Below are 22099 nucleotides of genomic sequence, written 5' to 3'. Positions count from 1 at the left end.
TGGTGGGCCCGGTCGGACTCGAACCGACGACCAAAGGATTATGAGTCCTCTGCTCTAACCAACTGAGCTACAGGCCCGGGTGCTCGGGTGGGTCTGCGGCGCGGGGCCGCAAACGACAGCGGCGCCATTCTACCCCGAGGGGGCAGGGCGCCGCATCGTGGAGGGCTGGCCCGTCTGCGGGACGGGCGGGGACACCGGTTATTCGGCGTCCATATAGGTGCGCAGCAGCTCCGCGCGGGTCGGGTGGCGCAGCTTGCGCAGGGCCTTGGCCTCGATCTGGCGGATGCGCTCGCGGGTCACGTCGAACTGCTTGCCGACCTCCTCCAGGGTGTGGTCGGTGTTCATGTCGATGCCGAAGCGCATGCGCAGGACCTTGGCCTCGCGCGGGGTCAGCGTGGACAGGATCTCGCGGGTGGCCTCGGTGAGGCTTTCCTGCGCGGCGGACTCGGTCGGGGAGGCGACCTTTTCGTCTTCGATGAAGTCGCCCAGGTGGGAGTCCTCGTCGTCGCCGATCGGGGTCTCCATGGAGATCGGTTCCTTGGAGATCTTCATCACCTTGCGGATCTTGTCCTCGGGCATCTCCATGCGCTCGGCCAGCTCTTCCGGCGTGGCCTCGCGGCCCATCTCCTGCAGCATCTGGCGGGAGACGCGGTTGAGCTTGTTGATGGTCTCGATCATGTGCACCGGGATGCGGATGGTCCGGGCCTGGTCCGCGATGGAGCGGGTGATGGCCTGGCGGATCCACCAGGTGGCGTAGGTCGAGAACTTGTAGCCGCGGCGGTATTCGAACTTGTCCACCGCCTTCATCAGGCCGATGTTGCCTTCCTGGATCAGGTCGAGGAACTGCAGGCCGCGGTTGGTGTACTTCTTGGCGATGGAGATCACCAGGCGCAGGTTGGCCTCGACCATTTCTTTCTTGGCGCGGCGGGCCTTGGCCTCGCCGATGGACATGCGGCGGTTGATCTCCTTGATCTCGGAGATGCTGAGGCTGGCCTCGCGCTCGATCTCGGCCAGTTTCTTCTGCGTGCGCACGATGTCGTCCTCGAGATCACCGAGGGCGTTGACGTACTTGCCCTTGCCTTCCTTCTGGACCTCCTGGATCCAGTTGAGGTTGGTCTCGTTGCGCGGGAAGCCGTCGATGAAGGTCTTGCGCGGCATATGCGCCTGGTTCACGGCCATGTCCATGATCCGGCGTTCGTGCTTGCGGATCCGGTCGATGGTCTCGTGCAGTTCCTGGGTCAGCTGGTCGACCACGCGCGGCACCAGCTTGAACTCCATGAAGTACTTCGCGGTCTGCTCGCGCGCAGTGGCGTAGGCCTCCATGTCGCCGGCCTCGAAGGCGGCGTGGGCGCGGGCGTGCAGTTCGCGCAGTTTCTCGAAGCGCTGGCGGGCTTCTTCCGGGTCGGGGCCGTTGTCCACCGGTTCGCCGGCCTCTTCGTCGGCTTCGTCCACGGCCTCGGAGATGGCGTCCAGTTCGGGCGAGGCGGCCTCTTCCTTCTTCGGCTGAGGCTGCTCCTTGACGTCGACCTCTTCGGCCAGGCCACGGGCGACGGCCTCGCCATTGGTGCCGTCGGGCTCGATGAAGGACACCACCAGGTCGGTCAGGCGGCTGCCGTTCTCGACGATCTGGTCGTAATCCTTGATGAGCTTGTCGATCGCGCCGGGATGGTGGGCCAGCGCGAACAGGACCTGCATCAGGCCCTCTTCGATGCGCTTGGCGATGCGGATCTCGCCCTCGCGGGTGAGCAGCTCCACGGTACCCATCTCGCGCATGTACATGCGCACGGGATCGGTGGTGCGGCCGAAATCGCTGTCGGCGGAGGCGAGCGCGGCGACCGCGTCCTCGGCGTCCTCGTCGGCGGACACCGAACCGTCGGACAGCAGCAGGCTGTCGGCGTCCGGGGCCTGCTCGTGGACTTCGATGCCCATGTCGTTGATCATCGCGATGATGTCTTCGACCTGGTCGGAGTCGATGATGGTTTCGGGCAGGTGGTCGTTCACCTCGGTATACGTGAGGTATCCCTGCTCCTTGCCCTTGGCAATGAGTTCCTTGAGCTGGGATTGCTGCTCTTCACGGTTCATCGCGATCTGATCTCCGAGGTTCGTCGTTCGGCTTCGAAAAGTGAACCCTGCATTATAGCAGAACTGTCTTATATTGCTCGCCCCGCGAGGCGCGCGAAAAATGGTTCGTGCAATCAAATGGATGCGGGCACGAACGGGGATTTCAAGGGGCCATGGGTTGCGGCTGTGGCTGCGGCGCGGTCTCGCCTTCAGCCCTGCAGGATGGAGGTGAGACGCGCGAGTTCGTCGCGTTGTTCCGTATCCAGACTCCCGGAAGCGGTGAGTTCACGCATGCGTTCGCGGCAGTGGCGCCGCAGCAGCTGGTCGGCAGCGTCCAGTGCGACCTGACGGGTCATCCCGTGTTCGCCGTCGTGCAGCTCGGCGCTGGCCAGCGACAGCAGGCGTTCGAAGCGCGGGTGTTCGCGGAATCGTTCCAGCAGCCGCGCGGTATCCGGCCGCGGCTGCTCGCCCAGGGCTTCCAGCAGTCGGCCGAGGGTGCCGGAGGCCTCGCCGCTGGCGGCCGCCAGCTCGCGCAGGGCGGGGGTGTCCCAGTCCAGTTCCGGATGCTGCAGGATGCGTGCGAGCAGTGCGGCCCACAGCGACGAGCTGCGGCGGCCCCCGGCGCCGGCCGGCTCGCTCCGTGAGGAGGTGCCGGCCGGTGGACGGGCGGTCATCTCCGGGGCGTTGGCCCCCGACGCGGGTCCGGGCCCGCGTGCGGAACCGGCGTCGGCGGAGGCGGCAGCCTGCAGCTGTTCCTCCAGGCGCTCGCGCGGGAGGTGGCTCTCCTCGGCGACGCGCTCGCACAGTAGTTCGCGGAACAGCGGATCGCGTGCAGTGGCGATGCGGCGCACCGCGGCGTGGGCGAAATGCGTACGCCCTTCCGCGGTGTCGGTGGGGTGTTCCTCGCGCAGCAGGCGGATCAGCGCCTCGGACAGCGGCAGGGCCTGCTCCAGCAGCCGTTCCCAGGCGGCGAGGCCCTCGCGGCGCACCAGGCTGTCGGGGTCGTCGCCCTCGGGCAGGAACAGGAAACGGACCTCACGCATGCCCTGCATCACCGGCAGTGCCTGTTCCAGCGCGCGCGAGGCGGCGCGGCGTCCGGCGGCGTCGCCGTCGAAGCACAGGGTCAGGTGGCCGACCTGGCGGAACAGTACGTCGAAGTGGCTGCGTCCCAGAGCCGTCCCCATGCAGGCGACCGCCCGGTGGTAGCCGCTGCGGGCCAGCGCGACCACGTCCATGTACCCCTCGACCACCACCAGGTGATCCAGCCGGGTCTGCGCGCGGCGGGCCTCGAACAGGCCGTAGATGGTCTGTCCCTTGTGGAAGACCGTGCTTTCGGGGCTGTTGAGGTACTTGGGCTCGCCGTCGTCGATCAGGCGCCCGCCAAACCCGGTGACACGCCCGCGCCGGTCGCGGATGGGGAACATGATGCGGGCGCGGAAACGTTCGCGCAGGTCGCCATTGTCGCGGCGCGCGGCGAGGCCGGCATCCACCAGCTGCTGCGGGGAGAAGCGGTCCGACAGGGCCTGCAACAGCCCCGATGCCGGGGCCCAGCCGAGGCGGAAATCGCGCGCCGTGGCGCCGTCGATGCCGCGGTTTTTCAGGTAATCGACCGCACGCGGGGTCTCGCGCAGCTGGCGCACGAAGTACTCCGCCGCCGCCTCCAGCGCGGCGTACAGCGGCGCGGTGGCGTCCTGGCGCGGGCTGTCGTCGTGTTCGCGCGGGACCTCCAGGCCGGCCTGTTCGGCGAGCTGTTCCACCGCCTCGGGAAAGGCGAGGTTCTCGTAATCCATCAGGAAGCCGATGGCGGTGCCGTGCACGCCGCAGCCGAAGCAGTGGTAGAACTGCTTCTGCGGGGATACGTAGAACGACGGGGTCTTTTCGCCGTGGAACGGGCAGCAGGCGGCGTATTCGCTGCCGGCCTTCTTGAGGCTGACGCGCCGGCGCACCACCTCCACGATGTCGGTGCGCTCGAGCAGCTCGTCGATGAATGCCTGCGGGATACGGCCTGCCATGGTCCTCGTCGCCGGACGGGAGAGTCCGCCCCGGGACGGGGCGTGGCCGAGCATGATACCGCGCCCGCACCCGCAGGGACCATTGGCCCGCCGGAGATAGCGGTCGGAGCGCCGGATCGCGCAGGGGGCTGCGCTCCTACATCACCGCACAGGGGGCGGGCCCGGGCCGTGGGAGGCCGGCCCTCCGGCCGATCAGGTGCGGGGTCAGCGGTATGGCGGGGCGGGGTCCTCGGCGACGGCGTCGGGGTCGATGCCGGTGTAGAGCTCCTCCACGGGCAGGCTCCATTCCAGCTCGGGGAGCTCCAGGCGGTCCTCGGCGCCGAGGTGTTCCGCGGCCCAGCCGGCGTTTCGCCGATAGACCTGGACCGCCGGGCGCTGCTGCTCGACGATCAGGTAGGTGACGAGGCTGTCGAGCCGGGTATAGGCCAGCAGTTTCTCCCGACGGTCGACGCGTTCGGTGGCCGGCGAGGCCACCTCGGCAATCACCCGCGGGTGCTCGAGATAGTAGCGGTGACGGTCGTCCGGGTCGCAGCCGACCATGACATCGGGATAGTAGAACAGCTCGTCGTCACCCAGGCGCAGATGCACCTTCATGTCGGCCATGAAGGTCTGGCACGGACCGCCGCGCAGGGCGGCGTGCAATGCGGTGCCAAGGTTCATGGTGACGATGTTGTGATTGCGACTGGCCCCGCCCATGGCATAGACGGTGCCATTGACGTATTCGTGCCGGATCTCGGTCTCCAGCTCTCCCTGCAGGTATTCGTCCACCGGCGTGAACGTCCGGGCGTTGGCCATTCCCATCGGCTGCCTCCGTACCACGAATGACGTGACTCCCTCCAGTATTGACCCGCGGGTCCGCCGCGTCCAGTGGCATCCGGGCGGACGCGGGCCGGGGTAAGGAGGGGACCCGCAAACAGAACGGGCCCCTTGCGGGGCCCGTGGTTACTGCGCATCCCCGGGGCGGGTCTGCTCAGGCCGCCTGGCGCAGGTTGGCCAGCAGGCCGCTGAGATCGGCGGCCTTGGGTTTGACCAGCCAGAAGGAACCCTGCCAGCTGTCGAACTGTTCGAGGACCTCGCGGCCCCAGGCGCTGTCCGTCTCGTGCACGAACTCGGTGATGAGTTCCTCGAGATAGTTGCGATGGGCCTCCATGTCCTCGGTGTCGAGGCGGTGCAGGTCGATCAGCTCGTTGTTGATGCGGTCGGGGAAGTCGTTCTCCCGGTCGAGCACGAAGGCGAAGCCGCCGGTCATGCCGGCACCGAAGTTGACGCCGGTGCCGCCGAGGATGGTCACCACCCCGCCGGTCATGTACTCGCAGCCGTGGTCGCCGACGCCTTCCACCACCGCAATGGCCCCGGAGTTGCGCACGCCGAAGCGCTCGCCGGCCTGACCGGCGGCGAACAGCTTGCCGCCGGTGGCCCCGTACAGGCAGGTGTTGCCCATGATGGTGGTGTCCTGGCTGGCAAAGCCCGAACCTTCCGGCGGGCGGATCACCAGCTTGCCGCCGGTCATGCCCTTGCCGACGTAGTCGTTGGCATCACCTTCCAGGTACAGGTGCAGGCCACCGGCGTTCCACACCCCGAAGCTCTGCCCGGCGGTGCCCTGCAGGCGTACCTGCAGCGGGGCTTCGGCCATGCCCTGGTTGCCGTGGCGTCGGGCAATCTCGCCGGAGAGCCGCGCGCCGATGGAGCGGTCGGTGTTGCTGCACTGATAGTGGTGCTCGCCGCCGGACTTGTTTTCGATGGCGTCGAGCATGTCCGCGACCATCCGTTCGGCCAGTTCGCCCTTGTCGAACGGCTCGTTCTTCGGCTCCTTGCAGAAGCGCGGCTTGTCGTCCAGGTCACCGGTCTCCAGCAGGCGGTCGACGGCCAGGTGCTGCTGCCGGGGCGTTTCGCCCGGCAGGACCTCGAGCAGGTCGGTACGGCCGATCAGGTCCGTCAGGCTGCGCACGCCCAGTTTCGCCATCCACTCGCGGGTCTCGCGGGCGACGAACTGGAAGTAGTGCATGACCATCTCGGGCAGGCCGATGAAGTGGTTCATGCGCAGCACCTTGTCCTGCGTGGCGACACCCGTCGCACAGTTGTTCAGGTGACAGATGCGCAGGTACTTGCAGCCCAGCGCGACCATCGGGCCGGTGCCGAAGCCGAAGCTCTCCGCGCCGAGGATCGCGGCCTTGATCACGTCGAGCCCGGTCTTCAGGCCGCCGTCGGTCTGCAGGCGCACCTTGTCGCGCAGGTCGTTGCCGCGCAGGGTCGCGTGGGTCTCGGCCAGGCCCAGTTCCCACGGGGTGCCGGCGTACTTGACCGAGGTCAGCGGGCTGGCCCCGGTGCCGCCGTCGTAACCGGAGATGGTGATCAGATCGGCGTAGGCCTTGGCCACACCCGCGGCCACGGTGCCGACGCCGGCCTCGGAGACCAGCTTCACCGAGACCAGCGCATCCGGATTGACCTGCTTGAGGTCGAAGATCAGCTGCGCCAGGTCCTCGATGGAATAGATGTCGTGATGCGGCGGCGGCGAGATCAGGGCCACGCCCGGATTCGAATAGCGCAGCTCGGCGATCATCTTGTTGACCTTGTGGCCCGGCAGCTGGCCGCCCTCGCCGGGCTTCGCGCCCTGGGCGACCTTGATCTGCAGCACCTCGGCGTTGACCAGGTAGTGCGGGGTCACGCCGAAGCGGCCGGAGGCCACCTGCTTGATCTTGGACATGCGCTCGGTGCCGTATCGGGAGACGGCCTCGCCGCCCTCGCCGGAGTTGGAACGCCCGCCGAGGCGGTTCATCGCGGTGGCGAGAGCCTCATGGGCCTCCGGCGACAGCGCGCCCAGGCTCATGCCGGCGGAGTCGAAACGCGGCAGGATGTCGGCCTCGGATTCGACCTCGTCGACCTCGATCGGCTCGATGTCCTCGCGCGGCTTGAGCAGGTCGCGCAGGGTCGCCACCGGGCGTTCGTTTACGAGGGCTGCGTATTCCTGGTACACCCCGTAGTCACCGGACTGCACCGCGCGGTGCAGGGTCTGGATCACGTCCGGGTTGTAGGCGTGGTATTCGCCGCCGTGGATGTACTTCAGCAGCCCGCCCTGCTTGGGCGCCTTGCGCGGATTCCAGGCACGCTGTGCGAGGGTATCCAGGTCTTCCTCGATATCGGCAAAACGGGTGCCGCGGATGCGGCTGGTGGTGCCCTTGAAGCAGGTCTCCACAACCTCGTCGGCGAGACCGACGATCTCGAACAGCTGGGCCCCGCGGTAACTGGCGATGGTCGAGATCCCCATCTTGGACAGGATCTTGAACAGGCCCTTGTTGATCCCCTTGCGATAGTTCTGCGCCAGGGTAAGGGCGTCCACCCCGGGGATTTCCCCGGATTCGCTCATGCCGTGCAGCGCGGAGTAGGCGAGATAGGGGTAGATCGCGGTCGCGCCATAGCCGATCAGGACCGCGAAGTGGTGCGGGTCGCGCACGGTGGCGGTCTCGATGACGATGTTGGCATCGGTACGCAGGCGTGCGGCGATCAGGGCGTGATGCACCGCGCCTACTGCCAGCGCCGCGGGGATCGGCCGGCGCTCGCGATCGATCGCGCGGTCGGATAGTACGAGGATCACGGCGCCGTCGCGCACCGCCTGTACCGCGTCTTCGGTGAGCTGCTTCAGCGCCGATTCGAGGCCGTGGTGCTGGCGGTCGTAGTTGAGGTCCAGGCGTTCAACGCGAAAGGCATCGTCGGTGGCGTTGCACAGTTCGCGGAATTTCGCCTCGGACAGCACCGGAGAATCCGCCACCAGCCGGTGGGCGTGTTCCGGGGTTTCCTCGAACAGCCCCTGCTCGCGGCCGAAGCAGGTCTCCAGCGACATCACGATGCTCTCGCGCAGCGGATCGATCGCCGGGTTGGTGACCTGGGCGAACTGCTGGCGGAAGTAGTCGTACAGCGAACGGGTCTGCTGCGACAGCACGGCGAACGGGGTGTCGTCGCCCATCGAGCCGACGGCCTCCTGGCCGGCCTCGGCCAGTACGCGCAGGATCTGGTCACGTTCCTCGAAGGTGACGTCGAACAGCTTCTCGTAGGTCTCCAGGCGGTCGGCGGGCATCGGCTCACCGGAAAACAGCTGGTTGTCGTCCAGCTGGCTTTTCAGGTGGTGCACCTGCGCGCGCAGCCACTGGCGATAGGGCTGACGCTTGCGGTTGATCCGGTCGATGTCCTCCGGCTGCAGCAGATCGCCGGTTTCGGTATCCACGGCGAGCATCTGTCCGGGCTTCAGGCGGCCCTTGGCGACTACGTCCTCGGGGGCGTAGTCGTACACGCCGATCTCCGAGGCCAGGGTGATATGGCGGTCCTTGGTGATCACGTAGCGCGCCGGGCGCAGGCCGTTGCGGTCCAGGGTGCAGCCGGCGTAGCGGCCGTCGGTCAGCACGATGCCGGCCGGGCCGTCCCAGGGCTCCATGTGCATGGAGTTGTACTCGTAGAACGCGCGCAGATCCGGATCCATGTGCGCGACGTTCTGCCATGCCGGCGGGACCAGCAGGCGCATCGCACGGAACAGGTCCATGCCCCCGGCCAGCAGGACCTCGAGCATGTTGTCGAGGCTCTGCGAATCGGAGCCTTCCAGATTGACCAGCGGTTCCAGCTCGGCCAGTTCCGGCAGCAGTTCATTGGCGAACTTGTGCTGACGCGCGACCGCCCAGTTGCGGTTGCCCTGCACGGTGTTGATCTCGCCGTTGTGCGCGAGGAAACGGAACGGCTGGGCCAGGCCCCACTGCGGCCAGGTGTTGGTGGAGAAGCGCTGGTGGAACACGCAGATCGCGGTTTCCAGCTCCGGACGCTGCAGGTCGGGGTAGAACACCGGCAGGTTGGCCGGCATCACCAGACCCTTGTACGACAGTACCCGCGCCGACAGGCTCGGCACGTAGAACACCGGGTCCGAAGCCATCGCCATCTCGGCGCGCCGTCGCGCGACGTACAGCGCGCGTTCGAAGGCGTCGCCGTCCATCTCCGCCGGGGCATTGACGAACAGCTGGAGGACGTGCGGCCGGGTGCGCAGGGCTTCCGCCCCGCAGGCGTCGGGGTCGACCGGAACTTCGCGCCAGCCGGCCAGGGTCAGGCCGCCGCGGTCGAGGGCGTCTTCCACCGCGGCGCGGGTCTCGGCGATCGCCTCGGGGTTGATGAACACCAGGCCGGCGGCGAAGCGTTCGGCCAGCGCGATGCCGGCTTCATCCGCGAGCTGGCGCAGGAACGGTTCGGGGGTCCGCATCAGCAGGCCGCAGCCGTCGCCGGTCTTGCCGTCGGCGGCGATCGCGCCGCGATGCGTCAGCCGTTCGAGAGCCCGTATTGCAGTTTCCAGTACCCAGTGGCTGGCCTGCCCGTCCATGTGTGCGATGAGGCCGAATCCGCAATTGTCGCGTTCGAATTCGGGGCGATGGAGGGTGCCGGTCAGTCGGGTCTGCTGCATCGATAGGCCTCCGGTCGTGGTGCGTATGCACCAGGCTGGAAAAAGGGGCGCAGGAATATACCGGAATGATCGTGTTCCGGCAAACCGGAGGGGTGCAATTACACGCGCAGGTGGAGTGGACAGCCCTGCCCGGGGCCGGCGTCAGCGGCGGGCCGCCTCCTGGACCGAACCCATTGAGCGGATCCAGGTGCCGGCGTCCCGCGCGCTGTCCGGCAGCTCGGCAGCCGCCTGTTCCGCAGCGCCCCGGTCGGGGAAGGCGCCGGCGAGGATGACGACGTAGTCGTTCCCGCCCGTCCGGGTGGGGATGTAGCGGATGCCGCCGAGATTGTGGCGCTCGGCGTATTCGCGCGCGGTGTCCATGTCCGGCGCGGCCACCAGCTGGATGGTCATGCGCGAGGCATCCTGACCCTCGAGCCATTCCAGGTCGCCCTGCAGGCGCTCGTCATCGCCCTCGGCGTCGGCCAGGGCTTCGGTGGTGTGATCGGCCGGCTCGGGCTCCGGTTCGGGCTCCGGTTCGGGCTCCGGTTCGGGTTCCGGTTCGGGTTCCGGTTCGGGTTCCGGTTCGGGTTCCGGGGCCGGTTCTTCCGGCATCTCCGCCGGTTCGTCGGTGGCTGGCGGGGGCAGGATGGGCTCCGGTTCCAGCCGGGCGATCTCCTGTGACGGCTCTTCCGCTTCGAGGGGCGGGTCGGTGGCCGCGTCGTGCTGGTCCGGGCGTTCCGGCAGGGGCAGTTCCACCCGTTCTTCGGGGTCCGGGACATGCTCGGGCGAGCCGCTCAGCAGCTGCCACAGCAGCGGGGCGGCGATCCCGAAGGCCACGGTGGCGGCTACGGCGGGAACGAACCAGCGCTGGTTCCAGAACGGTTGTGCTTCTGCCGGTGCGAGAGCCGGCTCCTCCGCTGTCGTTTCCGCGTCGGCGTCCGAGGCGTCGCGCTCGCCGCGCAGGGCGAAGGCGGCCGGGGTGAAATCGTCGCCGTCGCGGCTGGCACGGAGGCTTTCTCCGGGATCGGGGGCGGGCCCGGGTTCGGTTCCCGACCGCGCCGTCCCGGATTCCGCAACTTCCTGCTTGTCGCCGGCGTCGGCGGCATCGGTGGCGGCTGCTTCTCCGACGGACGTGCCTGCAGGGGCCGCAGCCGTGCCCGGTGCCGGGCGGCATTTCGCTTCCAGCAGGATCCGCGCCTCGCGGTTGAGGGCGCCCGGCAGCCCCTGGCTGTCGGTCTGCAGGCGCTGCACGGCCTCGCGCGGGAGTAGTGCATCCGGGTCTTCGGCGCCGGCGGCCAGCAGGCGATGACGCAGGTAGGCGGCGGTCTGTTCGAGGTTGAACGCGCGCAGGCTCAGGCGGGTCAGCTGGTCCTCGTCTCCCGGGTCCGGCAGGTACAGGCGGCGGCGCAGGAGTCCCGCGCCGCCGACCAGGACGATGCGCGGTGCGCGACCATGCTGCTCGAGGATCTCCGAGCGCATGCGCAGCAGGTTGTTGACGATGTCGGTGCCCACCAGGTGGGCGTCGTCCATCGCGATCACCGGTACGAATCCGTCGACCACCCGCTGGGCGAGCAGTTCGGTCAGCGAGCGATCGGGGTCATCCGCGTTCTGCGAGCGCAGGTAGTTGCGGATGGTCAGGTCTACCGACTCGAAATGGGTGTTGATGCGTGCCTTGAAGGCGATGAGTTCGTAGCCCTCGGGCAGCATGCCGAGCAGGCGCATCAGCTGCAGGCTGCGGCCGGAGCCGTTGTCGCCGGTCAGCAGAACCACGGCACCGGGGTGCTCCAGAGCCTGTCGTGCGGATTCCAGGACACCGTCCAGCAGCGGATCGGTGTACAGGAAGTCCGCGTCGGGCACCTCCGCGAACGGGTCGGTGCGCAGGCCCAGCTGTTCCAGGCATTGGTCGCGGAGTGCCATGGCGGTCAGGTCAGGGTGCCGAGGTCGAACAGGCGGTGATGTTCGCGGATGGCGTGACGGTCGGTCATGCCGGCGATGTAGTCGGCGATGGCGCGTTGTTGTCCGTGCGGATCATCCTCGCTCAGGGCGCGGGCGTGGCGCTGGTAGTGCTCCGGCATCAGGCGCGGGTCGCGGTCGAAGGCGGCGAACAGGTCGAGGATGATCTGGCGCGCCTTGTGCATTACGCCATGGACCTGGTGATGCCGGTAGAGGTTTTCCCGCAGGAAGGTCTTGAGCGTGCGGTTGCGTTCGGCCATCTCCGGGCTGAAGCGGATCAGCGGGCCGCTCTCCGCGCGCACGGCGTCGATCGATTCCGGGCTGCTGCTCTCGATCGCGTGGCGGCTGGTGGTGACCAGGTCCTGGACCAGGGTGTCGATCATGCGCCGCACGGTTTCGTGCTGTACGCGGCGGGCCTCCAGCCTCGGGTAGCGCGCGCGCACCGCGTCGAGGCAGTCGCGGAACAGCGGGACTTCCATCAGCTGGTCCAGCTGCAGCAGGCCGGCGCGCAGGCCGTCGTCGACATCGTGATTGTTGTAGGCGATCTCGTCGGCGACGTTGGCCAGCTGGGCCTCCAGCGATGGCTGGCCGCGCTGCAGAAAGCGCACGCCCACCTCGCCCAGGATGCGGGCGTCTTCCGGCGAGCAGTGCTTGAGGATCCCTTCGCGGGTCTCGAAGGTCAGGTTGAGGCCGTCGAAGTCGGCGTAATGCGCCTCGAGGTGGTCCACGATCCGCAGCGACTGCAGGTTGTGTTCAAAGCCGCCATGTTCGCGCATGCAGTCGTTCAGGGCGTGCTGCCCGGTGTGGCCGAACGGGGTGTGGCCCAGGTCATGGGCCAGCGCGACCGCCTCGGTGAGGTCTTCGTTGAGGCCCAGGGCGCGGGCGACGGAGCGCCCGATCTGCGCGACCTCCAGCGAATGCGTGAGGCGGTTGCGGAACAGGTCGCCCTCGTGGCTGATGAACACCTGGGTCTTGTACTCGAGACGGCGAAAGGCGCTGGAATGCACGATCCGGTCGCGGTCGCGCTGGAACTCGCTGCGGTGGCGCGGGGCGTCTTCCGGGTGCCGGCGGCCGCGTGTCCGCTCCGGGTCGGCCGCCCACGGGGCGAGGCCGACGCCGTTCGGAGTGCGGGCAATCGAGGCGGTCTCAGGCGGCACGGGCGGTCTCGTCGAGGGTGTGTTGCAGCGCGTGGTCGTCGAACTCGGCGGTCAGCTCGGCGCTGCCCAGCCCGCGCAGCAGCACCAGCCGCAGGCGCCCTTCGCTGACCTTCTTGTCGATCCCCATCAGTTCGCGGAAGCGGGCGGCATCCAGTTCCGCCGGCGGGTGGGTGTCGAGGCCGGCGCGGTGGATCAGGGCCTCGGCGCGCGCGGCGTCGGCCGGCGCCAGCCAGCCCATGCGCGCGGACATCCGGGCGGCCATGGCCATGCCGGTGCCTACCGCCTCGCCGTGCAGCCAGGCGCCATAGCCCATGCCGGTTTCAATGGCGTGGCCGAAGGTGTGGCCGAGGTTGAGCAGGGCGCGGCGGCCGGATTCGCGTTCGTCCGCGGCGACCACTTCGGCCTTGCAGGCACAGGAGCGGCGGATGGCGTGGGCCAGCGCCTCGGGTTCCAGGGCGAGCAGGCGGTCGAGGTGTTCTTCCAGCCAGGCGAAGAAATCCGCGTCCTGCATCAGGCCGTACTTGATGACTTCGGCGAGACCGGCGCGCAGCTCGCGGGTCGGCAGGCTCTGCAGGCTGTCGGTGTCGATGACCACCGCGCGCGGCTGGTGGAAGGACCCGATCATGTTCTTGCCCAGCGGGTGGTTGACCCCGGTCTTGCCGCCCACGGAGGAGTCGACTTGCGCGAGCAGGGTGGTCGGGACCTGAACGAAGTCGATTCCGCGCTGGTAGATCGCGGCGGCAAAACCGGCGATGTCGCCCACCACGCCACCCCCCAGTGCGACGATGCGGCTGCCGCGGTCGAAGCGGGCCTCCAGCAGCCGGGTCAGGATCTGTTCCACCGTCGCCAGGGTCTTGTGCGATTCGCCGTCGGGCAGCTCGATCCACAGGGGCTCGCCGCGCACCCCGGCCGCGGCCAGGCTGGCGCGCAGGCGCTCGCCATACAGCGGACCCACGGTACTGTTGGTGACGACCGCGACGCGCCGTCCTTCCAGCACCGGAGCGAAACGTTCGGCCCGCGCGGCCTCGCCGGGGCCGATGTGGATCGGGTAGCTGCGTTCGCCCAGTTCGACGTTCAAGGTTTCCATGGGGTCATCATAGCGTGCACGTCGCGTGCTCGTAAGTCAGGCCCGTGAACCCGGGGAAACGCTGAGCAATGTGCACGTTCGCACTGGTGCCCCAGGTTTTCCGAGACAAGGCGCTTCGTGCGGCGGGTGGTGGCTTTAATTGATCAGCGTTTCCCTGGGCGTCGAATCACGGGCTTTTCCAAAGGGGCTGTCCTGGATTATCATGCTCCGTTCTGCATGGCGGGCGTGTGTGCCGGCCATGGCTTAACGTACACCGATTCGTCGAAACCAATGCTGTAACCGGAGATTGTATGCCGCACGTTCGAGTCCGCGAAAACGAACCCTTCGAGGTTGCCCTGCGCCGTTTCAAGCGCACCTGTGAAAAGGCCGGTGTGGTGGCCGAAGTCCGCCGCCGCGAGTACTACGAGAAGCCCACGGCCGAGCGCAAGCGCAAGGCGGCCGCCGCGGTGAAGCGGCAGCTGAAGAAGAATTCGCGCGACATGACCCGTCGGCCGCGGCTGTACTGAACCCCGCGGAGCCCCGGCCCGACCGGGCCCGTGGCTTGCGCATGAATCCTTGCGAGGAGGGATGCCGAATGTCGCTGAAGGCCCGGTTGCAGGATGACGTGAAACAGGCCATGCGGGCCCGGGAACGGGACCGCCTGGCGATCCTGCGTCAGATTCAGGCGGAAATCTCCCAGTTCGAAGTCGACGAGCGCCGCGACGCGGACGACGACGCCGTGCTCGCGATCCTCAACCGCATGCTCAAGCAGCGGCGCGATTCCATCGAGCAGTACCGTCAGGGCGGGCGCGACGATCTCGCCGACCGTGAGGCCGCAGAGATTGCCGTGGTGGAGGCCTACATGCCCGAGCCGCTCGACGACGCCGCGCTGGATGCGGTGATTGCCGAGGTCATCGCCGAGACCGGGGCCGAGGGCCCGGGTGACATGGGCCGGGTGATGGGCGTACTCAAGCCGCGGGTCTTCGGGCGTGCCGACATGGGTGCCGTCAGCGGCAAGGTCCGCGCAGCACTGGGGAAATCTTGACCCCGGACGGGCCCGTGTCAAATGTAGTCCTCGTATGACCTGCCGCGCCGGTGCCGGGCCCCCTCCGGCCGTTGTGGCCCCGACCCCGTTTCGTTGGAGCGACTGACCCATGGCGACCAATCCGATGCAGTTCCTGGACCTCCCGCGCCAGGATCCCCAGAAGACCCCCGCGGAAATCCGCATCCACGAGTTCGGCGAGATCATCGGCCAGTTCGATCCCGCCACCGCCGGCCAGCAGGCCGGGCGCTGCCTGGCCTGCGGCAATCCCTATTGTGAGTGGAAGTGCCCGGTCCACAACTTCATCCCCAACTGGCTGAAGCTGGTGGAGGAAGGCAATCTGTTTGCCGCCGCCGAGATGTCGCACAAGACCAACTCCCTGCCGGAGGTCTGTGGCCGGGTGTGCCCGCAGGACCGCCTGTGCGAGGGTGCCTGCACCCTGAATGACGGCTTCGGCGCGGTCACCATCGGTTCGGTGGAGAAATACATCACCGACGAGGCGCTGAAGGCCGGCTGGCGGCCCGATCTGTCGGATGTGGTGCCGACCGGCAAGCGGGTCGCGGTGATCGGCGCCGGGCCGGCCGGTCTCGGCTGTGCCGACATCCTCGCGCGCAATGGTGTCGAGGCGGTGGTCTATGACCGTTACCCCGAGATCGGCGGGCTGCTGACCTTCGGGATCCCCCCGTTCAAGCTGGAAAAGAACGTGATCCGCACCCGTCGGGAACTGCTCGAGGGCATGGGCGTGGAGTTTCGCCTGAATACCGAGATCGGCCGCGACGTGGAGTTCCAGGCGCTGCTGGACGAATACGACGCGGTCTTCCTCGGCATGGGGACCTACAACGCGATGCAGGGCGGCTTTCCCGGCGAGGATCTGCCCGGGGTCTATCCGGCCCTGCCGTTCCTGGTGTCCAACATCCGCGAAGTGATGGGCTGGGAGCACGACGAGAACGGTTTCGTCGACATGGCCGGGCAGCAGGTCGTGGTCCTCGGCGGCGGCGACACCGCAATGGACTGCAATCGCACCTCCATTCGCCAGGGCGCCACCTCGGTGACCTGTGCCTACCGCCGTGACGAAGAGAACATGCCGGGCTCGCGCAAGGAGGTCGTGCATGCGCGCGAGGAAGGCGTGCACTTCGAGTTCAACGTGCAACCGCTCGAGATCGTGGGCGACGACAAGGTCGAGGGCGTGAAGGTCGTGCGCACCCGGATGGGGGCGCCGGACGAGCGTGGCCGGCGGCGTCCCGAGCCGGTGCCGGGTTCCGAGCACATCATTCCCGCCGACCGCGTGCTGGTGGCTTTCGGCTTCCGCCCGTCACCATCCGACTGGTTTGGCGAACACGGCATCGACATCGACGAGGGCGGCCGCGTCCGTGCGCCGGAATCCGGCCGGCACGCCTTCCAGACCGCCAACGAGAAGGTCTTTGCCGGCGGCGACATGGTCCGCGGCTCCGACCTGGTGGTCACCGCCGTCTTCGAGGGCCGCCAGGCCGCCGAAGGCATTCTTGAATACCTCGGCGTCTGAGGACTGCATGGCCCAGGAACTTGAAAACGACCGCCTCCTGCGGGCACTGGCCCGCGAACCGGTGGATCGCCCGCCCGTCTGGATCATGCGTCAGGCCGGTCGCTATCTGCCCGAGTACCGCGAGACGCGGGCGCAGGCCGGCAGCTTCATGAGCCTCTGCCAGAACCCGGAGCTGGCCTGCGAAGTCACCATGCAGCCGCTGCGGCGTTTTCCGCTGGATGCCGCCATCCTGTTTTCGGACATCCTCACCATCCCCGATGCCATGGGGCTGGGTCTGTACTTCGAGACCGGCGAGGGACCGAAATTCCGCGATCCGGTGCGCAGCCCGGAAGCCATCGAGCGGCTGCCGGTCCCCGACCCGGAGGATTCGCTGGGCTATGTGACCGATGCGGTGCGTCTGATTCGGCGTGAACTCAATGGCCAGGTACCGCTGATCGGCTTCGCCGGCAGCCCGTGGACCCTCGCCACCTACATGGTGGAAGGTGGCAGCTCGCGCGATTTCGCCGAGACCAAGCGCCTGCTGTATGGCGATCCGCAGGCCATGCATGCGTTGCTGCAGAAGGTGGCCGACGCGGTCACCGAGTACCTGAATGCGCAGATCCGCGCCGGGGCTCAGGCGGTCATGGTCTTCGATACCTGGGGTGGTGCGCTGACACCGCGCAGCTACCGCGAATTTTCGCTGGCGTACATGCAGCGCATCGTCGACGGCCTGATCCGCGAGAACGAAGGCCGTCGCGTCCCGGTGACCCTGTTCACCAAGGGCGGCGGGGCCTGGCTGGAGGCGCAGGCCGCCACCGGCGCGGATGGCCTGGGCCTGGACTGGACGATCGAGATCGGCGAGGCCGCGCAGCGCGTCGGCGACCGTGTTGCCCTGCAGGGCAATCTCGATCCCTCCGTGCTGTATGCCCCGGAAGCCGTGGTGCGCGAGGAGACCCGGCGTGTTCTTGACGGCTTCGGTCGCGACACCGGCCATGTCTTCAATCTCGGGCACGGCGTGCACCCGGCGATCGATCCGGATCGTGTGGCGGCGATGGTCGACACGGTGGTCAATTACCGCCGCGCCGACTGAGCCGGGAACGGCACCGAATCACCCCTCCCGCTCCGGGGGGGCGGGCGCATCAGAGTCGTTCCGCCTCGCGACCCTCCGTCAGGAGGCGTTCCACTTCTCCGGCCCCGGCCCGGGCCATGGGTTTGCCGTCCACCGGCGAGGGTGGCGCCTGGCGGATCCCGTCCAGCGGAAAGATCGTCAGTTCGACCTCGGTGTCGTCCGGCCCGCGGAAGGCGATGAAGGGCACGCGCTGCTCGCGGCCCTGCCGGCTGCGGTAGCGGCGCTCGCCGGTTTCGCAGTGGATACCGCGGTCGGCCAGGTCGATCAGCACCTCTTCCACGGTCTCGGCGAATCCGTGCAGATTGATCACCGGTAAGCGTTCGATCATCCCCGTGAGCAGCGGTCCGACCAGGCGCGGCTCCAGATGCGACAGGCGCTGCATCACCTGCAGTGCCGCGGCAAGGCGGTTGCGATACGCCTGGCGGCTCTCGTCGGTCGCGAACAGCCGGCTGCGTTCCAGTGCGGCATCCTGGATCTCGATGTTCGCCGGCATGTCGTGGCGAGCGTCCACCCCGAGGTGTTCCGCGGCCTTGCGCTTGGCGAGACCGAAATCGCGGATGCCCTCGTCGAGCAGGATTCGCCCGGCTTCCTGGGCGAGCTCATGGCGCAGTCGGGAGCCGTTGCTGCTCATCGTCAAAAGACCGATTCGGGTTGCTGGTCGCGCCCGTTGCGGTCGTCCCCCGGGATGCTGCGCGAACGCTCGGGAATTTGCTGCGGGAGCAGCCATTCGGTGGTTGCGCGGCTGTCACCGGCGTCGGGGGCGCGCCCGCCGTCGGGCAGGATGCCCACCCGTACCAGGTCGTCCGGCCGTTCCGGAAGGCTTTCTTCGGTGTCCGCCAGGGCGCTCCCCATGAAGCGGACCCATATTGGCAGGGCGGCACGGCCCCCGCTCTCGCGGCGGCCGAGCTCCCGGTTGTCGTCGAACCCGATCCACGACGTCGCCACCAGGTCGCCGTTGAATCCGGCGAACCATGCGTCGCGATAGTCGTTGGTGGTGCCGGTCTTTCCCGCCAGATCCGAACGGCCCAGTTCCTGCGCCCGCCGTCCGGTGCCGGCGTCCACTACGTGTTTCAGCATCCGGCTCATCTGCCAGGCGACGCCGGGCTCCAGGACCGGCACCGGGTCGCGTTGCTGCAGAACCGTCTCGCCGGTGGACAGCGTCAGGTCCTGCCCGGGTGGATTGTCGCAGGGCGGTTCACAGCTGCGGGGAGCGGGTGCCTGATAGAGCAGCTCGCCATCCACGGTTTCGATCCGCGAGATGATCCAGGGGCTGTGCAGTCGCCCGCCGCTGGCGAACACACCGTAGGCCGTGTTGAGCTGCAGAGGGGTGAGTGAACCGGTGCCCAGCACCATGGAGAGGTTGCGCGGCTGGCGCTCCGGGTCCAGCCCGAAACGTCCCAGCTGATCGTGCACGTTCTCAACGCCGATCGTGTCCAGCAGGCGGATCGAGGCGAGATTGCGCGAGTGCGCCAGTGCGCTCTGCATCGGCGTGTCGCCCTGGAACTGGCGCGAATAGTTCTGCGGACGCCATTCCGCCCCCAGGGCCGGGTCATCAAACACCATCGGGGCATCCACCAGCGTGCTGCGTGGCCGGTAGCCCTCGCGCAGCGCCAGGGCATATACCAGCGGCTTGAAGGCCGACCCGGGTTGGCGTTGTGCCTGGACGGCCCGGTTGTAATGGTTGTCGAAAAAGTCGAAGCCGCCGGCCAGGGCCAGAATGGCGCCGTCGTCGGGGGACTGGGCGATCAGCGAGCCGGTGACTTCGGGTTTCTGTGCCAGTCGCCACCCGGTCTCTTCATGCGCCCGGATCCGTATGACGTCCCCTCGCCGGAGGTCCGGTGAATCCGCCCACGCCAGACCCTCGGCGGTCAGTTCGATCTCCCCGATGCGGCCGCCGTCGACCCGCAGGGTCCCGCCGTCGCCGGTCTCCAGCACCGCGGCGGGATAGAGGAGGCGTCCGTGAATGCCCAGGTTTCTCAGTGCCCGTTCGCGGGCGTCGGCGGAGGCCATCTGGTCGTCGGACAGCCGCGCTTCCGGACCCCGAAAACCGTGACGTTCGTCATATTCCAGGAGTCCCGCGCGCAATGCCTGGTTGGCGGCCTCCTGATAGTCGGGGTCGATCGTCGTGTACACCTGCAGACCACGCCGATAAGCGTCCTCTCCCCACAGGTTGACGACGATGCGGCGGGCATCCTCCGCCACCCAGTGAGCGTCGATCTCGGTCTGTGCAGTGTGCCGTTCCGACGCGACCGGCCGCTCCACGGCCGCTGCGTGCTCCTCGGCGGAGATGGCGCCGGTGTCCAGCATCCGGCCGAGGACGTAGTCGCGGCGGATGCGTGCACGTTCCGGGCTGGTCACCGGGTTGGTGGTGGACGGGGCCTTGGGCAGGGCTGCCAGGATGGCGATCTCGTCGAGTTCCAGCTCGTCCAGCGAGCGGCCGAAATACACGCGCGATGCCGCTTCCACGCCGTAGGCGCGCTGCCCGAGGTAGATCTTGTTCAGATACAGCTCCAGGATCTCGTCCTTGCCGAGTTCCTGTTCCAGCCGGATGGCCAGGAAGATCTCGCGCAGCTTGCGCTCGTAGGTGCGGTCCCGGGTCAGGAAGATGTTGCGGGCAAGCTGCATGGTGATGGTGCTGCCCCCCTGGGTCCGTTCCCCGGTGCTCACCAGATTGACTGCGGCGCGCGCCAGACCGAAGACGTCGATGCCCGGGTGGCGGAAGAACCGCTCGTCCTCGGCGGCCAGAAACGCCTGGATCACGGGCTCGGGAACATCCTCGATCTCCACCGGAATGCGCCTTTCTTCCGCGAACTCCCCCATCAGGCTGCCATCCGCCGCCCGGATCTGCAGCGGCGTCTGCAACCGCACCTCGCGTACGGCTTCCGGTTCGGGTAGTGTCGGGGCGTAATAGGCGTACAGCCCGAGCAGCGCCGCCGAGCCGGCGATCACGAGGGTCAGGGTTATGGCCGCCAGAGCGGTGACAAACTTCACAATCCGGTGCATGACTCTAAATTTTGTGGGGAGAAGGTGAGGGATCGCCTTTAGAGCGATTTGCAACCCCGAAAACGTCATGTATATTAATCGTTGCTAGCATTCGAGATTGTAACGCTACCAGCTGCAATCATCGGGGTATACAGGGGGATGTGTGCTGAATCTCGGAAAATCCAGGCCCGCACTGCTGGGCGTTGATGTCAGTTCGGCGGCCGTCAAGGTCCTCGAGCTTGGTCGACACGGAAAGGGATATCGGGTCGAGGCATTCGCCGTCGAGCCGCTGCCGGACGGTGTCATGGTCGACAAGGTCTGCCAGGACACCGAAGCGGTTGGTGCAGCGCTTGGACGTGCAGTCAAGCGCTCCGGTTCCCGTCTCAAACAATGCGCGATGGCCGTACCGTCCTCGGCCGTCATCACCAAGACCATCCAGCTGTCCGCCAGCCTCAGCGAATCGGAACTGGAAGGGCAGGTGTTCGTCGAGGCCGACCAGTACATTCCGTACACCCTGGAAGAGGTCAATCTCGACTTCCAGGTGCTGGGGCCCAACGCCAAGAACCCGCAGATGCAGGATGTCCTCGTGGTGGCCTCGCGGCGCGAGAACGTGGAATCGCGCATCGCCATTGCCGAGGCGGCGAAGCTCTCGGTGGAGCTGGTCGACGTCGAGGCCTATGCCATCGAACATGCCTCCGAACGCCTGATGGAGCATATACCCGACCGGGAGAACAAGCCGATGGTGGCCATCGTGGACGTCGGCTCGTCGGTGACGGCGGTCTATGTCGTGTCGCAGACCGAGGGGGTTGTGTACACGCGTGAGCAGAATTTCGGCGGCCGGATGCTCACCGAAGAGATCATGCGGCGCTACAACATGAGTTACCAGGAAGCCGGTTCGGCGAAGATGAGCGGTGATCTCCCCGCAGATTACGTCAGCGAGGTCCTGGAGCCGTTCAAGCAGACCATGATGGATCAGATCCAGCGGTTGTTGCAGTACTTCTATGTGACGCGACCCCAGGACACCATCGATCACGTGCTGCTCGGCGGCGGTTGTGCAGCCATTCCGGGGGTCGACGAGATGCTGGAGGAAACCACCTCCACGCCGGTTTCCGTGGCCAACCCGTTCCGTGGAATGGCGCTGTCCCGCCGCATCAATCAGCAGCGCTTCACCAATGATGCGCCGGCCCTGCTAACGGCCTGCGGCCTGGCACTGCGGGGGCAAACATCATGATTTCTGTCAATCTGCTTCCCTGGCGCGAACGTGCCCGCGAGCAACGGCGCAAGCAATTCTTCGTCTCGGCCGGCGTGGCGGCTGCGGTGGGTGTGGTCCTGGCGTTCGGTGGTTACACCTACATGGAATCCCTGATCGACCATCAGGAAGACCGCAATCAGGTGCTCGAAGAAGAGATCCGCGAACTCGACCGCAAGATCGCCGAGATCGAGGAACTCGAAGAGAAACGCGAGGACCTCGTCGCGCGGATGGACGTCATCCAGACCCTGCAGGCGCAGCGCCCGGAGGCCGTCCACCTGTTCGACCAGATGGTGGTGACCCTGCCGGACGGCACCTACGTCAACGAGATCACTCAGGACGGATCGCGTATTCAGATTCGCGGCCTGTCGGAATCCAACACCCGCATCTCCGCGATGATGCGCAATCTGGATGACTCCCCGTGGCTGGGCAGCTCCAACCTGCAGATCATCGAAACCCGCGAGGAAGGCCGTATCCAGGTGAGGGATTTCCGCCTCGACGCACGGCAGACCCGGCCGGACAATGGCGAGTAGGGAG

Annotated in this window: 15 protein-coding genes and 1 tRNA gene; 6 read left to right on the top strand and 10 right to left on the bottom strand. The window is 67.4% G+C overall.

The features are described from left to right. The 8 genes from C998_RS0111450 to aroB all read right to left on the bottom strand — a co-directional run bounded on the left by C998_RS0111450 (position 1) and on the right by aroB (position 13680). A tRNA-Ile gene (locus C998_RS0111450) sits at positions 1-77 on the bottom strand. A gap of 121 nt (positions 78-198) precedes the next feature. Beyond that, entirely contained in the window at positions 199-2082 is a 1884-nt protein-coding gene (gene rpoD, locus C998_RS0111445; RefSeq protein ID WP_018871006.1) for an RNA polymerase sigma factor RpoD, read from the bottom strand. A 188-nt stretch (positions 2083-2270) separates the two neighbouring features. Then, a complete protein-coding gene (gene dnaG, locus C998_RS0111440; RefSeq protein ID WP_026279592.1) occupies positions 2271-4073 on the bottom strand; it encodes a DNA primase in 1803 nt (600 codons plus the stop codon). A 204-nt stretch (positions 4074-4277) separates the two neighbouring features. Next, positions 4278-4874 (bottom strand): Uma2 family endonuclease, encoded by a 597-nt coding sequence (locus C998_RS0111435; RefSeq protein WP_018871004.1) that lies wholly within the window; start codon positions 4872-4874, stop codon positions 4278-4280. A gap of 169 nt (positions 4875-5043) precedes the next feature. Then, positions 5044-9504 carry a glutamate synthase large subunit gene (gene gltB, locus C998_RS0111430; protein WP_018871003.1) on the bottom strand — a complete coding sequence of 1487 codons (4461 nt, stop codon included), beginning with the start codon at positions 9502-9504 and terminating at the stop codon, positions 5044-5046. A gap of 141 nt (positions 9505-9645) precedes the next feature. Continuing rightward, positions 9646-11400, bottom strand: a complete 1755-nt coding sequence (locus tag C998_RS0111425) for an SPOR domain-containing protein (protein ID WP_018871002.1) — start codon at positions 11398-11400, stop codon at positions 9646-9648. A 5-nt stretch (positions 11401-11405) separates the two neighbouring features. Further along, positions 11406-12593, bottom strand: coding sequence for a deoxyguanosinetriphosphate triphosphohydrolase (locus C998_RS0111420; protein ID WP_018871001.1), 1188 nt, complete (start codon positions 12591-12593; stop codon positions 11406-11408). Continuing rightward, positions 12583-13680: a 3-dehydroquinate synthase gene (aroB, locus tag C998_RS0111415; RefSeq protein WP_018871000.1), complete on the bottom strand. Its 1098-nt coding sequence runs from the start codon at positions 13678-13680 to the stop codon at positions 12583-12585. Before aroB ends, C998_RS0111420 begins: the two co-directional genes overlap by 11 nt. 290 nt (positions 13681-13970) lie before the next feature. Between aroB and rpsU the strand changes: the two genes are divergently transcribed. From rpsU to hemE, 4 genes are all read left to right on the top strand, one after another. Then, on the top strand, positions 13971-14186 hold the full coding sequence (rpsU, locus tag C998_RS0111410) for a 30S ribosomal protein S21 (RefSeq protein WP_018870999.1): 216 nt from the start codon (positions 13971-13973) through the stop codon (positions 14184-14186). Between the two features lie 68 nt (positions 14187-14254). After that, the gene (locus tag C998_RS0111405) at positions 14255-14704 is read left to right on the top strand and encodes a GatB/YqeY domain-containing protein (RefSeq protein WP_018870998.1); all 450 of its coding nucleotides are present in this window, start codon (positions 14255-14257) and stop codon (positions 14702-14704) included. 109 nt (positions 14705-14813) lie between these two features. After that, on the top strand, positions 14814-16223 hold the full coding sequence (locus tag C998_RS0111400; RefSeq protein ID WP_018870997.1) for an FAD-dependent oxidoreductase: 1410 nt from the start codon (positions 14814-14816) through the stop codon (positions 16221-16223). A 7-nt stretch (positions 16224-16230) separates the two neighbouring features. Further along, positions 16231-17292, top strand: a complete 1062-nt coding sequence (gene hemE / locus C998_RS0111395; protein WP_018870996.1) for a uroporphyrinogen decarboxylase — start codon at positions 16231-16233, stop codon at positions 17290-17292. A gap of 49 nt (positions 17293-17341) precedes the next feature. On the opposite strand, the gene C998_RS0111390 is transcribed toward hemE, so the two are convergent. Together C998_RS0111390 and C998_RS0111385 are read right to left on the bottom strand one after the other, a co-directional pair. Further along, on the bottom strand, positions 17342-17962 hold the full coding sequence (locus C998_RS0111390; protein WP_018870995.1) for a hypothetical protein: 621 nt from the start codon (positions 17960-17962) through the stop codon (positions 17342-17344). Between the two features lie 2 nt (positions 17963-17964). Next, on the bottom strand, positions 17965-20334 hold the full coding sequence (locus C998_RS0111385) for a penicillin-binding protein 1A (RefSeq protein ID WP_018870994.1): 2370 nt from the start codon (positions 20332-20334) through the stop codon (positions 17965-17967). Positions 20335-20476: 142 nt separating this feature from the next. On the opposite strand from C998_RS0111385, the gene C998_RS0111380 reads away from it, so the two are divergent. Beyond that, the gene (locus C998_RS0111380) at positions 20477-21544 is read left to right on the top strand and encodes a pilus assembly protein PilM (RefSeq protein WP_026279590.1); all 1068 of its coding nucleotides are present in this window, start codon (positions 20477-20479) and stop codon (positions 21542-21544) included. Continuing rightward, positions 21541-22095: a PilN domain-containing protein gene (locus C998_RS0111375; protein ID WP_018870992.1), complete on the top strand. Its 555-nt coding sequence runs from the start codon at positions 21541-21543 to the stop codon at positions 22093-22095. The genes C998_RS0111380 and C998_RS0111375 overlap by 4 nt, the downstream gene beginning before the upstream one ends. The last annotated feature ends 4 nt before the right edge of the window (positions 22096-22099 follow it).

The organism is Thioalkalivibrio sp. ALgr3, from assembly GCF_000377325.1.
In the GTDB taxonomy this organism is placed as follows: Bacteria; Pseudomonadota; Gammaproteobacteria; order Ectothiorhodospirales; family Ectothiorhodospiraceae; genus Thioalkalivibrio.
This window is presented reverse-complemented; position numbering and strand designations above follow the sequence as displayed.

Bases quoted from the DNA above. Each gene is read 5' to 3' on its own strand.
- rpoD (WP_018871006.1), bottom strand. From the start codon at position 2,082: ATGAACCGTGAAGAGCAGCAATCCCAGCTCAAGGAACTCATTGCCAAG.
- dnaG (WP_026279592.1), bottom strand. From the start codon at position 4,073: ATGGCAGGCCGTATCCCGCAGGCATTCATCGACGAGCTGCTCGAGCGC.
- C998_RS0111435 (WP_018871004.1), bottom strand. From the start codon at position 4,874: ATGGGAATGGCCAACGCCCGGACGTTCACGCCGGTGGACGAATACCTG.
- gltB (WP_018871003.1), bottom strand. From the start codon at position 9,504: ATGCAGCAGACCCGACTGACCGGCACCCTCCATCGCCCCGAATTCGAA.
- C998_RS0111425 (WP_018871002.1), bottom strand. From the start codon at position 11,400: ATGGCACTCCGCGACCAATGCCTGGAACAGCTGGGCCTGCGCACCGAC.
- aroB (WP_018871000.1), bottom strand. From the start codon at position 13,680: ATGGAAACCTTGAACGTCGAACTGGGCGAACGCAGCTACCCGATCCAC.
- rpsU (WP_018870999.1), top strand. From the start codon at position 13,971: ATGCCGCACGTTCGAGTCCGCGAAAACGAACCCTTCGAGGTTGCCCTG.
- C998_RS0111405 (WP_018870998.1), top strand. From the start codon at position 14,255: ATGTCGCTGAAGGCCCGGTTGCAGGATGACGTGAAACAGGCCATGCGG.
- C998_RS0111400 (WP_018870997.1), top strand. From the start codon at position 14,814: ATGGCGACCAATCCGATGCAGTTCCTGGACCTCCCGCGCCAGGATCCC.
- hemE (WP_018870996.1), top strand. From the start codon at position 16,231: ATGGCCCAGGAACTTGAAAACGACCGCCTCCTGCGGGCACTGGCCCGC.
- C998_RS0111390 (WP_018870995.1), bottom strand. From the start codon at position 17,962: ATGAGCAGCAACGGCTCCCGACTGCGCCATGAGCTCGCCCAGGAAGCC.
- C998_RS0111385 (WP_018870994.1), bottom strand. From the start codon at position 20,334: ATGCACCGGATTGTGAAGTTTGTCACCGCTCTGGCGGCCATAACCCTG.
- C998_RS0111375 (WP_018870992.1), top strand. From the start codon at position 21,541: ATGATTTCTGTCAATCTGCTTCCCTGGCGCGAACGTGCCCGCGAGCAA.